The sequence below is a fragment of the Klebsiella sp. M041 genome (assembly GCF_059759695.1).
In genome coordinates this window covers 179,243-194,620 of record NZ_JCAXWU010000002.1, presented here as the reverse complement: position 1 = coordinate 194,620, position 15,378 = coordinate 179,243, and the positions used below count along the sequence as shown (strand labels likewise).

The window sequence follows — 15,378 nt, the reverse complement described above, 5'->3', positions numbered from 1 at the left end:
CGTTTTCGTGCACAATCCCGCATTTCTCATCACGATTGATACAGAGGGCGATAACCTCTGGCAAAAACATGACAGCATCACCACCGAGAATGCGCGTTATCTCCCGCGTTTTCAGCAGCTTTGCGAAAAGTATGGCTTTAAACCGGTCTATTTGACCAATTATGAAATGGCCATCGATCCCTTTTATATCGAATTCGCCAGAGACGTGATTGCCCGCGGCACCGCGGAAGTCGGTATGCATCTGCATGCCTGGAACAGCCCGCCGACCGAGCCGCTGACCGCCGATGACTGGCGGCATAAGCCTTATCTCATTGAATACAGCGATGCCATGATGCGTGAGAAGGTCGACTATATGACGCGTCTGCTGGAGGACACCTTCCAGACCAAAATGGTTAGTCATCGCGCCGGGCGCTGGGCCTTTGACGAGCGCTATGCGCGTCTGCTGGTGGAGTACGGGTATCAGGTGGATTGCTCGGTGACCCCGCGGGTGAACTGGAAGACCGCCAAGGGGGCGCCGCAGGGCGATGGCGGGACCGATTATCGTCGCTTCCCGCAGCATGCCTATTTCCTCGATGAAAATGACATCAGCCGCGAGGGCCGCTCGCCGCTGCTGGAAGTGCCGATGAGCATTCAGTACAAGCACTCCGCGTGGATGAACAGCGTGAAGCAGGGCTACGACCGCCTGCGCGGCAAAGTGCGTTCCCCCTCCGTGCACTGGCTGCGTCCGATGGGCGGCAACGTGGAGACGATGAAAAAAGTCGTCGAACAAACGTTGACGCAGGGCAATGACTACGTGGAATATATGCTCCACTCTTCAGAATATATGCCCGGCGGCAGCCCCACGTTCCAGAATGAACGGGATATTGAGCGTTTATACGCTGACCTTGAAGCCTTTTTTAGCTGGCTGGCGCCGCAGGTGAAGGGCATGACGTTGGCAGAATATTACCAGCGGAAAATCACACAGCGCTAACACAGCTCAAGGTACCGTATGCGTATCCTTAAACAATTGACGCGGAAAAAGAACGCTTTTTTCCGCGGTATTAAATTTAATTTAATTAACTATCGATACAGAAATAAGCCGGCGCGCAAACCCTTCGACCCGGCCCCCGTGCGCCGCGTGCTGCTATTGCGCCTGGACGATAAAGTCGGCGATATGGTGGTGACCACCGGCTGCGCCAGAATACTGGCCGAACGGGGATATCAGGTTTCGGTGTTAACCGGACCAATATGCTGCGAAATATTAGCCGGCTCAGAATTCATTGAGCAAGTATATTTATATCGACCACGCATGTCCTTAAATACGTTACGGGCGGCGGGTTTTGATGCGGTTATCGATTTTGATGACGTGACCAGCTATGAACGCTTTAAATTACTCGCCGATTTACGGGCGACCAGCGTGATTGGCTTTAATAAAGAGCCCTATAAACTTTACGATCATTCGATCGCTTTTTTTGACAGCAACAGCCATATTTCCCTGCGCTATCAGCAGGTGGTGAAGCTTTTTGGCGTCGTTGACGACCAGCCATACGACTATCATCTCCCCGGCTGTCGCCATGAGCGGGAGAAAGTGGCGCGCTTGCTTTCCCAGGCCGGAGAGGTCGCACTGCGCATCGCCATTAACCCTTTTACCGCCTCTGAGGATAAAGACTTCTGTCGTCATCAGGTGGCGACCCTGGTCGAGCGGCTACATGCTCTGCCTTACCGGGTCTGTATCGTGATGGTGGGTCGCAGCGAGAAAATTCAGCAGCTGGGGCTGGATATGGCGCTGTACGTCGCCGACAGCACTATCAACTCCGCCGTGGAGGTGATTCGCAGCTGTGATTTAGTCATTACGCCGGACACCTCGATCGTGCATATCGCCCGCGCTTTCGATAAACCGATGGTGGCGGTCTATAACAAACGCAAACTCAAGGATACCGGGCTGCCCGGCTATCATATCTGGGCGCCGGGCTATGACAAAGCGAGGCAGATCGTTTGTGAAGAAGCGAATGTCGCCGATGTGGCGATTGAGTCGGTATGGCCGGTGATTAAAGAGCAGGCCGACCGGCTGGTCGCCGCCCGCAGTTAATAGAAAAGTGAATATAAAAAAGGGCCGTCAGCGGCCCTTTCTTGTTAACGCTTTTCCGCCAGCCCTTTGCTGAGCGCAATGCCCAGCGGCAGCCAGAACAGCACCCAGGTCTCCCGGGGGTTGCTGATGATAAACATCCCCTGCGAGGCCATAAATACCAGCGCGTAAAACAGGATCGCCAGACTGTAGCGGCTGTCGGAGCGGCGCTTGCGCCACGCCTGCCACAGTCCGCAGGCAATGACCGCCAGCAACAGCAGTAAACCCACGATGCCGCCTTTCAGCAGGGCGCCCATATATACGCTGTGGGTGGTGGTGATGTGTTCGCCGCTGTAGTTGATGAAATCCAGTTCATAGCTGAAACCGCGTCCCAGCCAGGGCTGGCTGGCCATCTCCGACAGCGTATGGTGCCAGATGCTCAGGCGCAGCCCGCTTTGGGTGCCCAGCTCTTCGAAACGGGCGAGCAGCATGTCGCCCACCGGCGTCATGACCAAAAGCAGAGCCACCAGCACGGCCAGCGCAGCGGCGATCAGCAGGTTGCGGCGGGTGAAGACATGCAGGTGCAGCGTACAGCCGACCGCCAGCACCAAGGCGATGATCGGCCCGCGGCTTTGGGTCAGCAGCATCATCACCAGCATGATGGCCACTGGCAGATAGAGCCAGTGGCTGGCTTTTTCTTTCAGTAGCATGCCGCAGATTAAGATGCCGATGCCGCAGTATCCGGCAAGGTCGATAACGTTTGTTGGCCCGGGGTTCTCGGGGGAGACCGCTCGTTCGGTGAGGACCAGGGTGTGGTCGAACATCAGCGTCCACAGCGAGAGCGCGGTGACCCCGCCAACCACCGCCAGCATGGCCAGGCGGCGGGTTCGTTCGTCGCTGAGCAGCATCGCCATCAGCAACAGATAGCCCGTCAGGTACACGCCGTGGGTGATCGGCGAGTCGATATGCTGCGGCGTATGGCCCCACAGGTTACTGAGGGCGTAATAGATAAAGAAGACCGCCAGCAGCGCCCAGGTCTGCCACTGTTCGCGTAACACGCCGGCCAGCGCCTGGCGGTTTTCCGGGCGTACCAGCGAGAGCAAGAGCAGCAGGATCGATAAATGCAGCAGGTTATTGGTCCGGGTGGACATGCAAAAAATCGCGCTGAAAAATAAAAACAAAGGAAAAACAATCGAGTAACCCTGTCTGGCGTAGTTACTCATTTTTAAAGTACTCATTAAACGCAACCTTTTCGAAAATAGTGTCCGGCACAGCGCTTTCTGGTGAAAAATTAATTACCCGGATCTGGCGTTGCTGCAGTACCTGCGCGGCATGCGCAAAGGAGGGCATGACGAGGGTATCCACTTTTGTTGCCAGGTACGAAGGCAATTTTTCTTGTTGTGTTTCGTAGAATCGCGGCTGGTTGAAGTTAGTCATATCCAGACCGCTCACCAGGATAGTGCTGAAGCCCAGCCAGGCGAGGATCTGCAGCGCCCAGTAGACCACCGTGCCGGCATCAAAGACGCCCTGGCGAATATCGGTGCTAAAACAGATATCCGGGCGCTGGGGATGAAAGCACATCGCCGGATTCTGCTGGTAAGTGCGCTTTATCGCTTCGCTGGCGACTTTCGGCTGGTAAATCTTATAGCAACCGTCCTCAATCAACGCCAAACGGCAGCGCAGCGCGTCCGCATGGCGATCGACGATTTTGGCGATCCCATGCATGGTGGTGAACAGCAGAATGTCCGGCTGACTGACGATGGCGCGGATAATGTCCGGCTTCTTATCGAAAAACTCCATGTCGACGATGGTATAGAGCGAAAAGTGCAGGCGGTCGGCAAGATGCCAGGCGCCATTGACGCCCATCACCGGGATCGTTTTCGACAACAGGGAAAAATCGATATTGCGGGTCGAAGGGCCAGTGGCGGTCAGCAGGACTTCGCCCTGCATGCTGTTTTTCAGCGCGCTCAGGCTGACCAGCGGCACCGTTTTCCCTTTATAGCGCAACGCGCTGATTTCGCCGCTCGGCGCGCGGGTGATGCGGGTAAAAGGCCACAGATTTTCATTGTGACGATAAGCGCGAGGGCGGGTGTAGCGATAGATCTGCTTAAACAGGGATCCCATCAGAGCAGCCCCTGATTTTGCAGAAGAAGATGAACCCGGCTGGCGGTAATATCGCCGGTGCTAGCGCTGTTTTCCGGCCGCACGATGTGCTGGTTTTTACCGTATCCGCCAATCAGCCCCGGATCGGTCGGGCCGTAGAGCGTGAAGTTCGGTTTATCCAGCGCGGCGGTCAGATGGCTCAGGCCGGTATCGACCGAGACGACGGCCCGGGCGCTGGCCAGAACCTGCGCCACCTGCTCAAGGCTCATGCGCGGCAGCACTTCAACATATTCCCGGCCTTCCGCCAGCCGCTTCGCCCGCGCCTCTTCGTGCGGGGCGCCCCACGGCAGCTTAATGCGGACGCCGCTGTCGGCCAGCAGATCGAGCAGTTCCTGCCAGCGGTTTTCCGGCCAGTGCTTATCGTCGCGGGTGGTGGCGTGCAGGAACACCAGATAGGGGGCGGCAGCGCTAGCCTCGTGCTGCAGGAAATGGCGCGCAATGGCGTAATCCCCCTGGGTTTGGGGTTTCGCGTAGCCGAGGCTTTTGGCGAACAGCTCGCGGGTACGCTCCACCGCGTGCTGCTGTTTCGCAATGTGGTGGCGGCGGTTGTAAAACAGGCTGGCCAGCGGCTCGCGGGCCGTTTGCCAGTCCATACCATGCTTGACGCCGTGCGCCAGACGGGTGACCAGCGCAGCGCTTTTCACCAGCCCCTGGGCGTCGATAATGGCGTCATACTTGACCGCCTGGACGGCCTCGCGAAAGGCTTTACGCTCCGCTTTGATCGGCGCGGAGAACCAGGCTTTACGCCAGCGGCGGATCGCCACCGGGATCACCCGCTCGACGCTGTCATGCCAGGAGGGGATCTGCGCGAAGCCTTCTTCCACAACCCAGTCGAAGCGGATGCCGGGGATGGCCTGCGCGGCGTCGGTCAGCGCGGGCAGCGTGTGCAGCACGTCGCCCATCGATGAGGTTTTTACAATCAATACCCGCATCCGCTACGCTTCCTCGTGCCCGGTTTTTTCCGTCAGCAATTCGTTCAGCTCTTGCAGGACGCGCTCTGGCGTAATGTCGATCAGGCTCTGATGATAACCTTCCGCGGCATCGCCTTTGCGCACCTTGTGGTAGCCGGTAATCAGACGGATCACGCGCGCTTTATGCGACAGCGGCGGGGTAAAGTCCGGACTGCTCGGGCCATACAGCGCCACCAGCGGGCGGTCCAGCGCCGCGGCGACGTGCATCAGCCCCGAATCGTTAGTCACCACCGCTTTACAGGCGGCAATCAGGATCACCGCCTGCTCCAGCTGGGTTTCACCCGCCAGATTCCGGCACCAGGCCTGCTGCTCGCTGCTGAGGGCGGCGATGATCTCTTTGCCGGCCTCGTTATCTTTTGCCGAGCCAAATAGCGCAATCTGATAACCATCGTCGATGAGCTTTTTCGCCAGCGCAGCATAGTGATAGTGCGGCCAGCGTTTTGCCGGGCCGAACTCCGCGCCGGGGCAAAAGCCGATGATCGGCCGATCGTTGGACAGGTTAAAGGCGCTGCAGGCCTGCGACTTTTCCCCTTCGTTGACCTGCAGCTGCGGCCATAGCAGCGGCTGCGGCAGATCTTTGGCGCAGCGCATCACGCCGTTGTCGTAGGCCAGCGCCACGTAGCGTTCCACCATCAGCGGCCAGGCGTCTTTGTCCAGCACCCGGGCGTCGTTGAGCAGGCCGTAGCGCATCTCGCCGCGCCAGCCGGTGCGTAGCGGGATGTTGGCAAAGAAGGGGACTAATGCCGATTTAAACGAGTTTGGCAGCACGTAAGCGCGATCGTAGCGACGCTCGCGCAGGCTGTGGCCGAGCTTGCGGCGTTCGCCGATAGCCAGCGCGCCGTGGCCCAGCGGCATCGGGATCGCTTCGTTCACTTCCGGCATGCGCGATAACAACGGACGACACCAGGCTGGCGCCATCACGTCGATAATCGCCTGGGGATAGCGCGCCCTGAGCGTACGATAAAGACTTTGCGACATCATCATGTCGCCCACCCAAGACGGGCCTACCACCAGAATTTTCATGTTATCTCTTACGCATCCCGATTCAGCCAGGCCATATACTCCGTTACGCCTTCGGCAACGGTTTTGAACGGTTTGTCATAGCCCGCTTTACGCAGGTTAGTCAGATCCGCCTGGGTGAACGCCTGGTAGCGGCCTTTCAGTTTGTCCGGGAATGGGATGTACTCGATGCTGCCTTTTTTGTGGTACGCCAGGGTCGCGTCGGCGACGGCCTGGAAGGATTCCGCGCGGCCCGTGCCGAGGTTGAAGATGCCGGAAACGCCGTTTTCCCAGAACCACAGGTTGACGTCAGCCACGTCGCCGACGTAGACGAAGTCGCGCTTGAAGCCGTCGCTGCCTTCGAACAGTTTCGGACTTTCGCCATTATTCAGCTGGGTGTTGAGGTGGAAAGCGACGCTCGCCATGCTGCCTTTGTGGCCTTCGCGCGGCCCGTAGACGTTGAAGTAGCGGAAGCCGACGATCTGCGAATTGGCTTCCGGCAGGATCTGACGAACGTATTCATCGAACAGGAATTTGGAGTAGCCGTAGACGTTTAGCGGCTGCTCATACTCGCGAGACTCGATGAAATCGCTGGTGCGTCCACCGTAGGTGGCCGCCGAAGAGGCGTACAGGAACGGAATTTCGCGCTCCAGGCAGTAGTGCAGCAGCTCTTTGGAGTACTGATAGTTGTTGTCCATCATGTACTTGCCGTCCCACTCCGTGGTGGAAGAGCACGCGCCTTCGTGGAAGATAGCGTCAATGTCGCCGAACTCTTCGCCTGCCATAATCTGGATCAGAAAGTCTTCTTTATCCATGTAGTCAGCGATATTCAGGTCAACCAGGTTCACAAACTTGGTGCCGTCTTTCAGATTGTCGACAACCAGAATGTCGGTAATGCCCTTGTCATTCAGCGCTTTAACGATGTTGCTGCCGATAAAGCCTGCGCCGCCGGTTACGATGATCATAACTGTACCTTTGAAGTTGAGAGCCCGGAGACAATCCGGACATGAATGCTCATATCATATCACCACATGAGCAAGCCTACAGCCATTCGCAGAATAAGGTGCTGGGCTGACGTGATTTATGCTGCAAATAATTCATTCAGGCATGCATCATCTCGTATCAGCGTATAGCTTTGGGTAATATGTGCCAAATTTTGCCGAATCTGGAGAGTTGCAATGCGTGGTGATTTCTACAAACAGTTAACTAGCAATCTGGAGACCGCTCGGGCTGAAGGCTTGTTTAAAGAAGAGCGCATCATCACCTCGGCGCAGCAGGCGGACATTACCGTCGGCGACAGCCACGTGATTAACTTCTGCGCCAATAACTATCTGGGTCTGGCCAACCACCCGGCGCTGATCGACGCGGCGAAATCCGGTATGGACAGCCACGGCTTCGGGATGGCCTCGGTACGCTTCATCTGCGGCACCCAGGATACGCACAAGCAGCTGGAGAAGAAGCTGGCGGATTTCCTCGGTATGGAAGACGCGATCCTCTACTCCTCCTGCTTTGACGCCAACGGCGGCCTGTTTGAAACGCTGCTCGGCCCGGAAGACGCCATTATCTCCGACGCCCTGAACCATGCCTCGATCATCGACGGCGTGCGCCTGTGTAAAGCAAAGCGCTTCCGCTATGCCAACAACGATATGCAGGAACTGGAAGCGCGTCTGAAAGAAGCCCGCGACGCTGGCGCGCGTCACGTGCTGATCGCCACCGACGGCGTCTTCTCGATGGACGGTGTGATCGCCAACCTGAAAGGCGTTTGCGACCTGGCGGATAAATACGATGCGCTGGTGATGGTCGATGACTCCCACGCCGTCGGCTTCGTCGGCGAAAACGGCCGCGGCTCCCACGAATACTGCGATGTGATGGGGCGCGTCGACATCATCACCGGCACGCTGGGTAAAGCGCTGGGCGGCGCCTCCGGCGGCTACACCGCCGCACGCAAAGAGGTGGTCGAGTGGCTGCGCCAGCGTTCCCGTCCGTATCTGTTCTCCAACTCTCTGGCGCCGGCCATCGTGGCCGCCTCCATCAAAGTGCTGGAGATGGTCGAAGAGGGCGCAGACCTGCGCGATCGCCTGTGGGCCAACGCGCGTCTGTTCCGTGAAAAAATGACTGCGGCAGGCTTCACCCTGGCGGGTGCCGACCACGCCATCATTCCGGTGATGCTGGGTGAAGCGGTGGTGGCGCAGAACTTTGCCCGCGAACTGCAGAAAGAAGGGATCTATGTCACCGGCTTCTTCTATCCGGTGGTACCGAAAGGCCAGGCGCGTATTCGCACCCAGATGTCGGCGGCGCATACCCCTGAACAAATTGAGCGTGCGGTGGAAGCCTTTACCCGCATCGGCAAACAACTGGGCGTCATCGCCTAATAAGGGTGTGAGATGAAAGCGTTATCCAAACTGAAAGCGGAAGAAGGCATCTGGATGACCGACGTACCGGAACCGGAAGTCGGCCATAACGATCTGCTGATTAAAATCCGCAAGACCGCCATTTGCGGGACCGACGTGCACATCTACAACTGGGATGAGTGGTCGCAGAAGACCATTCCGGTGCCGATGGTGGTCGGGCACGAATATGTCGGCGAAGTGGTGGGGATTGGCCAGGAAGTGCGCGGCTTTAAGATTGGCGACCGCGTCTCCGGCGAAGGGCATATCACCTGCGGTCACTGCCGTAACTGCCGCGCGGGCCGTACCCACCTGTGCCGCAACACCATCGGCGTGGGCGTCAACCGCCCGGGCTGCTTTGCCGAGTATCTGGTGATCCCGGCCTTTAACGCCTTTAAAATTCCCGACAATATCTCTGATGACCTGGCGTCCATCTTCGACCCATTCGGCAACGCCGTGCACACCGCGCTCTCCTTCGATCTGGTAGGGGAAGACGTGCTGGTCTCCGGCGCCGGTCCGATCGGCGTGATGGCGGCGGCGGTGGCGAAACACGTCGGCGCGCGTAACGTGGTGATCACTGACGTTAACGAGTACCGTCTCGAGCTGGCGCGCAAAATGGGCGTCACCCGCGCGGTGAACGTGGCGAAAGAGAACCTCAACGACGTGATGGCTGAGCTGGGGATGACTGAAGGTTTCGACGTGGGTCTGGAGATGTCCGGCGCGCCGCCGGCGTTCCGCAGCATGCTGGATACCATGAACCACGGCGGCCGTATCGCGATGTTGGGTATCCCGCCGTCGGATATGTCCATCGACTGGACCAAGGTCATCTTCAAGGGGCTGTTTATCAAAGGGATCTATGGTCGCGAAATGTTCGAAACCTGGTACAAGATGGCGGCGCTGATCCAGTCTGGCCTGGATCTTTCGCCGATCATCACCCACCGCTTCGGCATTGACGACTTCCAGAAGGGCTTTGACGCCATGCGCTCCGGTCAGTCCGGTAAAGTGGTTCTGAGCTGGGAATAACGCCTCCGGTCTGTTGTAAACATCAGCAAAAAAGGCGCCTGCGGGCGCCTTAATTTAGATTTGGATAACATTTTTAGCCTGCTTAATATCAAGCGCACAATTTCTACATCGATTTTACGGTTATTCGCTTATACAGTGTGTTTAGTCGCGGTTTAACTTTGAAACGATCATGCTTAAACTCTCCGTATGCTTACTGACCTGTAACTCTGCACGTCTGCTCATGGAGGTGCTGCCCCCGCTGCTGAAGGTGGCTGATGAGTGTATTGTCGTCGACTCCGGTAGCACCGACGAAACGGTCTCTATTTGTCAGCAGTTTGGTCTCACCGTCCATCATCATGCCTATAAAGCCCACGGCGCGCAGATGAACTATGCCATCGGGCTGGCCAGCCATGACTGGGTGCTGTGCATGGACAGCGATGAAATTCTTGATAACGACGTCGTGGCGGCCATTCAGGCGCTAAAAGCGGGGGAGGAGCCTGACCCGGCCTGCGCCTGGCGTTTGCCGCGCTACTGGTTTGTGCTTGGCACGCAGGTGCGGACGATCTACCCCATTTCCTCGCCGGATTACCCGGTGCGCCTCTTTAACCGCCAGCAGGCGCGATTTAACGACCGGCCGGTGGATGACCAGGTGGTCGGACACGCGCGCTCCGTCAGGCTGCCGGGCTTTGTACGCCATGACACCTTTTATTCGCTGCATGAAGTGTTTAATAAGCTGAACAGCTATACCACCCGGCTGGTGAAGCACCAGCAGATCACACCTTCGCTGACGCGGGGGATCGTCAGCGCGATTGGCGCTTTCTTTAAGTGGTATCTGTTCAGCGGGGCGTGGCGCTATGGCAAAGTCGGCGTGGTCACCGGCCTGTACGCCACGTTTTACAGCTTTCTCAAATATTTTAAGGCGTGGTACGCCCACGAAGATAACCAGGCGCCCGTCGCGCAAAAGCGAACGGACCCCTGAGTGGTCTAGCTGCCGGGATTGTCCCAGCCCTGCCATTTGAGGCGATAGTACTGGACCAGCGCGCTCTGGCTGATGCTGTCGCTGAGGATAGTGAAGAAGCGGCTGGCGTTCACGGGCTCCAGCGGGCGCTTCGGCTTGCAATACTTCACGCCGTGGAACGGATTACGCGGCTTCTGCTGCTGCGGCGTTTGTTGCGCAGGCGGCTGAGCGTAGTTTGGCGTCGAGTTGTCGACCTGCGGCTCGTTGAGCAGGCTGCTCGGGCGCACCAGCGTGATATCCGGCGGCAGGTTATAGACCATCTGCTGCAGCACCCGCACCGTCGTCGGATGGGGATGGCCAATGGCTATCGCCGAACCGTTACGCCGCGCCAGGGCGATGGCGCGGTTGAACTGAGTGCGGATATCGGCTTCATTCTGCGTATCGTCCAGAAACACCTTACGCTTAATCACCTTCACCCCGGTGCCCTGCGCGGCGCGCATGGCCTGGGTATTGCCGATGGTCACGCTGTCGAGAAAATAGAGATTGTAGCGCTCCAGGGCCTGCATCACCTTCTGCATGCCAAACAGGTTGGAGGTCATCGCGCTGCCCATATGGTTATTCAGCCCGACGGCGTAGGGGACTTTGCCATAGGCCTCGCGGATGATGCGCTCGATCTCCTCGCTGCTCATTTCGGGACGCAGGGTGTCTTTTTCCAGCGGCTGTTTGCTGAGCGGCGCCATCGGCAGGTGGATGAGCACTTCATGGCCCAGATTATGCGCTTTCGTGGCCATTTCCCGGGCGTGCGGCGCGTTCGGCAGCACGGCGACGGAGATAGTGGACGGCAGCGCCAGCACCTGATTTTCGGTCTGCGGGCGGTAGCCAAAATCGTCAATAACGATGGAGAGTTTGCCAGCGAACGCTGGCGCCGCCAGAGCCAGCGAACCGGCTACGGCAAGAGCAATTGCGCGAAATTGAAGCAAAACTTATCTTCCCAACCACGGCTGTGGATTGACCGCCTGACCCTGGCGGCGAATTTCGAAATAGAGCGACGGACGGCCCTGACCGCCGCTGCTGCCTACGAGCGCGATAGGCTGACCGGCACGCACCTGCGTACCGACGCTGACCAGCGCGCTTTGGTTATAGCCATACAGGCTCATGTCGCCTTTGCCATGCTCGACCACCACCACCAGACCATAGCCCTGCAGCCAGTCGGCCAGAATGACCCGACCATCGGCAATCGCTCTGACTTCGGTGCCTTCAGACGCGGCGATAACCATCCCTTTCCAACGTAGTTCACCTTGCAGCTGTTCGCCATATCGATGAAGGAGCGGACCGCGAACCGGCCAGAACGCCTGACCGCGCGGCGAGCCCAGCCCACCGGTGCGTGACATCAGCGAACGCTCGCTTTCCGTTGGTTTATAGGTGGTGCCTTTGCGCGATGCTTCCTGCTGGCGGTCGCGCACCGCCTGCGCATCGCGAGCTTCCCGATCGGCACGGGCTTTGGCGGCAGCCTCCGCCTGGGCGATACGACCGCGTAGGCGCGATTCGTTAGCCCGCAATTCACTTAACTGTTGCTGACCCCGCTGAATGGAGGACTCCAGGCCGGAAAGGGTCTTTTTCCGTTCGTTACGCGCCTGCTCCAGCTTCGCCTGCTGGGCTTTTTGCTCGTAGACCAGCGTCTGCTGCTGGCTCTGCTTCTCTTCGAGCATCGACTTTTGCACCGCCATCTCTTCGCGCGTTTTCTTCAGTTCCGCGATGGTTTCCTGGCGGGCCTGGTTGAAATAGCTGAAATAGACCTGCATCCGCTGATTGCGCTGACCCTCTTCACCGCTCAGCACCATCTGGATGCCGGTATGCGGCCCCTGGCGGAACGCCGCGTCAAGCTGCGCGGCGAGGTTACGCTCCTGAGACGCGCGCTGGCGCTCCAGCTTCGCGAGAGAAGCGTTCATCTCGTCAATCTGCTTATTGAGCTGGTTCAGGCTGTCCTGGGTTTCGCGCAGTTTGCGGGCCGCGGCGGCGATCGCCTCTTCCTGCGCTTTGAGCTGAGCGAGCAGGCTTGCGCGCTGCTGCTGCTGTTGCTTAATCGCCCGCTGCCTGGCGGCGATGTCGGCCTGGATGGACTTTAGCTGATCGCGATCGTCGGCGTGCGCAGATGACGCGCACAGTAATACGCCAGCGCTGAGCGCGCTGGCGTAAAGGACGGATCGAACTGCCGTTGCGATCCATGTAGTTGAATACGTCGCCTTTCCCCTCATGGGGAAGGATTATTCCACGATGAACAGCGGCTTGCCAGTCATCTCTTGCGGGATTTCCATTCCCATCAGCGACAGCATGGTCGGGGCGATGTCGGAAAGTTTGCCGCCATTGACCGCTTTAACCGCTTTGTTACCGACGTAGATCAGCGGAACCGGCAGGTTGGTGTGGGCGGTGTGCGCCTGGCCGGTGGCCGGGTCGCGCATCTGTTCGGCGTTACCGTGGTCGGCGGTGATCAGCAGCTGGCCGCCAACGGATTCCACCGCCTGAGCCACCTGATCGATACAGTGATCCAGCGCTTCAACGGCTTTCACTGCCGCTTCCATCACGCCGGTATGGCCAACCATATCGCCGTTCGGGTAGTTACAGATGATGGTGTCGTACTGGCCGCCTTTGATGGCCGCGACCAGTTTTTCGGTCAGCTCGGCGGAGCTCATTTCCGGCTGCAGATCGTAGGTCGCCACTTTCGGCGAGTTAATCAGAATCCGCTCTTCGCCTTTGAACGGCTCTTCTACGCCGCCGTTGAAGAAGAAGGTGACGTGGGCGTATTTCTCGGTTTCGGAGATGCGCAGCTGGGTTTTATCGTGCTTCGCCATCCACTCGCCGAAGGTATTGGCCAGCGAGGCGGGCGGGTAGGCGCAGGCCACTTTGATGTCGGCGGCATATTCGGTGAGCATCACGAAGTCGAGGTTAACCACTTTCTTACGCGCAAAGCCGTCGAAGTCGGCGTTGACGAAGGCGCGGGTGATTTCGCGTGCGCGGTCAGCACGGAAGTTCATGAAGATCAGCGCATCGCCATCTTCCATCGCGGCATCGGCCTGGCCGGCGGCGCGGATCACGGTCGCTTTCACGAACTCGTCGTTTTCGTCACGGGCGTAGGCAGCCTGCAGGCCGGCGACGGCGGTATCGGCCTGGAATTCGCCTTTCGCCAGCGTCATCAGATCGTAAGCCTGCTCAACGCGATCCCAGCGGTTGTCGCGGTCCATGGCGTAGTAGCGGCCAATGAGCGACGCGATGCGGCCCTTGCCCAGCGCGGCAAATTTGGCTTCGAATTTTGCCAGCGTTTTTTCCGCGCTGCGCGGTGGGGTGTCACGACCGTCGAGGAAAGCGTGCAGGTAGATCTTCTCTGCGCCGCGCTCTGCCGCCAGCTCCACCATCGCCATGATGTGATCTTCATGGCTGTGAACGCCGCCCGGCGACATCAGACCCATGATATGTACCGCTTTACACGCGGCAACCGCTTTATCGACCGCGGCGGTCAGTACCGGATTGGCGAAGAAGGTGCGTTCTTTAATTTCCACATCGAGACGGGTCAGGTCCTGATAGACGATACGACCGGCGCCCAGGTTGACGTGGCCCACTTCGGAGTTCCCCATCTGACGGTCCGGCAGGCCAACTTCCAGGCCGGATGCATCGATCAGGGTATGCGGACGTTTGGCCCAAAGGGCGTCCATTACCGGCGTTTTAGCGCTGTAAATGGCGTTATCCTGTTGGTCTTCGCGATAGCCGTAGCCATCCAGAATCACCAGTACCATAGGTTTTTTAGTAACCGACATTGCGACAACCTCATGCTCAAAGACAGAAATTTTGCGTAATTTTACTACAGCTGAATCGTTTAAATCCCCGTGAAAGATCAAAGAAAGGGAGCGGCCGGGCCGCGGCGCGTCAGCGAGAACGGCTTTTTTTCGCCGCCGCCCGCAGAAAATACATTACATCGCGCTCACTGGCTGTAATTGCCGCAAGGCACAGGTATACTCCTTTCCTGGTTTTTTTCTCACTTAGTCGGGAGTTGTAACCCCCCATGCAAGAAATTATGCAATTCATCGGCCGTCACCCTGTTCTGAGCATCGCGTGGATCGCGCTGCTGGGGGCGGTGCTGTTCACCACCTTCAAGGGCCTGATGTCGAAAGTTAAAGTCATCACCCGTGGTGAAGCGACGCGTCTTATCAATAAAGAAGACGCGGTGGTGGTCGACCTGCGTCAGCGTGACGATTTCCGTAAAGGCCATATTGCCGGCGCCATCAACCTGCTGCCCAGCGATATCAAAGCGAATAACGTCGGCGAGTTGGAAAAACACAAATCGCAACCCATTATTGTGGTAGACGGTTCCGGCATGCAGGCGCAAGAGCCAGCCAGCGCGCTGAACAAAGCCGGGTTTGAAAAAGTCTTTGTACTGAAAGAGGGCATTGCTGGCTGGAGCGGCGAAAACCTCCCTCTGGTACGCGGCAAATAACTTACCTCGCGTGGTGATGCCGCCGCGTTTTCCCCTTCGCGCCTGACGTGAGGGGAACACAGGCTGCGGCGTAAAACCCTCAGGGTAATAACAGGAGTGAAGTCATGGCCAATATTGAGATCTACACCAAAGCGACCTGCCCGTTCTGCATCCGCGCGAAAGCGCTGCTGAATAGCAAAGGCGTAACGTTCCATGAGTTGCCGATCGATGGCGATGCCGCGAAGCGTGAGGAGATGATCCAGCGCAGCGGACGGACGACGGTTCCGCAGATTTTTATTGATGCGCAGCACATTGGCGGCTGTGACGACTTGTATGCGCTTGATTCACGTGGTGGACTTGATCCCCTCTTGCGCTAATTTTTGCGCGCT

The 15,378-nt window shown here is 58.1% G+C and carries 15 protein-coding genes; 7 read left to right on the top strand and 8 right to left on the bottom strand.

Annotation, left to right across the window (positions count from 1 at the left end):
- Positions 1–7: 7 nt before the first annotated feature.
- Both AC6CWS_RS02920 and AC6CWS_RS02915 read left to right on the top strand, forming a co-directional pair.
- Complete coding sequence (locus AC6CWS_RS02920) at positions 8–970, top strand: polysaccharide deacetylase family protein (RefSeq protein WP_023291361.1); 963 nt, start codon at positions 8–10, stop codon at positions 968–970.
- A gap of 18 nt (positions 971–988) precedes the next feature.
- Positions 989–2,068, top strand: coding sequence for a glycosyltransferase family 9 protein (locus tag AC6CWS_RS02915; RefSeq protein ID WP_032454363.1), 1,080 nt, complete (start codon positions 989–991; stop codon positions 2,066–2,068).
- 44 nt (positions 2,069–2,112) lie between these two features.
- On the opposite strand, the gene AC6CWS_RS02910 is transcribed toward AC6CWS_RS02915, so the two are convergent.
- From AC6CWS_RS02910 to rfaD, 5 genes are read right to left on the bottom strand one after another with little or no spacing between them, the layout of a single operon-like run.
- The gene (locus tag AC6CWS_RS02910; RefSeq protein ID WP_065882888.1) at positions 2,113–3,282 is read right to left on the bottom strand and encodes an O-antigen ligase family protein; all 1,170 of its coding nucleotides are present in this window, start codon (positions 3,280–3,282) and stop codon (positions 2,113–2,115) included.
- Positions 3,260–4,168 carry a WaaZ-like lipopolysaccharide core biosynthesis protein gene (locus AC6CWS_RS02905; protein WP_023291358.1) on the bottom strand — a complete coding sequence of 303 codons (909 nt, stop codon included), beginning with the start codon at positions 4,166–4,168 and terminating at the stop codon, positions 3,260–3,262. The genes AC6CWS_RS02910 and AC6CWS_RS02905 overlap by 23 nt, the downstream gene beginning before the upstream one ends.
- Positions 4,168–5,139 (bottom strand): lipopolysaccharide heptosyltransferase RfaC, encoded by a 972-nt coding sequence (gene rfaC, locus AC6CWS_RS02900; protein WP_065882887.1) that lies wholly within the window; start codon positions 5,137–5,139, stop codon positions 4,168–4,170. Before rfaC ends, AC6CWS_RS02905 begins: the two co-directional genes overlap by 1 nt.
- Before the next feature lie 3 nt (positions 5,140–5,142).
- A complete protein-coding gene (rfaF, locus tag AC6CWS_RS02895; RefSeq protein ID WP_044525043.1) occupies positions 5,143–6,201 on the bottom strand; it encodes an ADP-heptose--LPS heptosyltransferase RfaF in 1,059 nt (352 codons plus the stop codon).
- An 8-nt stretch (positions 6,202–6,209) separates the two neighbouring features.
- The gene (gene rfaD / locus AC6CWS_RS02890; RefSeq protein ID WP_023291355.1) at positions 6,210–7,142 is read right to left on the bottom strand and encodes an ADP-glyceromanno-heptose 6-epimerase; all 933 of its coding nucleotides are present in this window, start codon (positions 7,140–7,142) and stop codon (positions 6,210–6,212) included.
- A gap of 213 nt (positions 7,143–7,355) precedes the next feature.
- Between rfaD and kbl the strand changes: the two genes are divergently transcribed.
- From kbl to AC6CWS_RS02875, 3 genes are all read left to right on the top strand, one after another.
- Entirely contained in the window at positions 7,356–8,549 is a 1,194-nt protein-coding gene (gene kbl / locus AC6CWS_RS02885) for a glycine C-acetyltransferase (protein ID WP_017900044.1), read from the top strand.
- A gap of 12 nt (positions 8,550–8,561) precedes the next feature.
- Entirely contained in the window at positions 8,562–9,587 is a 1,026-nt protein-coding gene (gene tdh / locus AC6CWS_RS02880; protein ID WP_004205051.1) for an L-threonine 3-dehydrogenase, read from the top strand.
- A 169-nt stretch (positions 9,588–9,756) separates the two neighbouring features.
- A complete protein-coding gene (locus AC6CWS_RS02875) occupies positions 9,757–10,545 on the top strand; it encodes a glycosyltransferase family 2 protein (protein ID WP_023291354.1) in 789 nt (262 codons plus the stop codon).
- Between the two features lie 5 nt (positions 10,546–10,550).
- Here the strand turns inward: AC6CWS_RS02875 and AC6CWS_RS02870 are convergent, their stop codons facing one another.
- Genes AC6CWS_RS02870 through gpmM form a run of 3 tightly spaced genes read right to left on the bottom strand, consistent with a single transcriptional unit; the run spans position 10,551 to position 14,333 of the window.
- Positions 10,551–11,504: a divergent polysaccharide deacetylase family protein gene (locus tag AC6CWS_RS02870; RefSeq protein WP_065882886.1), complete on the bottom strand. Its 954-nt coding sequence runs from the start codon at positions 11,502–11,504 to the stop codon at positions 10,551–10,553.
- A gap of 3 nt (positions 11,505–11,507) precedes the next feature.
- The gene (gene envC / locus AC6CWS_RS02865) at positions 11,508–12,779 is read right to left on the bottom strand and encodes a murein hydrolase activator EnvC (protein ID WP_023291352.1); all 1,272 of its coding nucleotides are present in this window, start codon (positions 12,777–12,779) and stop codon (positions 11,508–11,510) included.
- Positions 12,780–12,788: 9 nt separating this feature from the next.
- On the bottom strand, positions 12,789–14,333 hold the full coding sequence (gene gpmM / locus AC6CWS_RS02860; protein ID WP_065882885.1) for a 2,3-bisphosphoglycerate-independent phosphoglycerate mutase: 1,545 nt from the start codon (positions 14,331–14,333) through the stop codon (positions 12,789–12,791).
- A gap of 245 nt (positions 14,334–14,578) precedes the next feature.
- On the opposite strand from gpmM, the gene AC6CWS_RS02855 reads away from it, so the two are divergent.
- The gene (locus AC6CWS_RS02855) at positions 14,579–15,010 is read left to right on the top strand and encodes a rhodanese-like domain-containing protein (RefSeq protein WP_023291350.1); all 432 of its coding nucleotides are present in this window, start codon (positions 14,579–14,581) and stop codon (positions 15,008–15,010) included.
- 104 nt (positions 15,011–15,114) lie between these two features.
- Entirely contained in the window at positions 15,115–15,366 is a 252-nt protein-coding gene (grxC, locus tag AC6CWS_RS02850) for a glutaredoxin 3 (RefSeq protein ID WP_002922429.1), read from the top strand.
- Positions 15,367–15,378 lie beyond the last annotated feature (12 nt).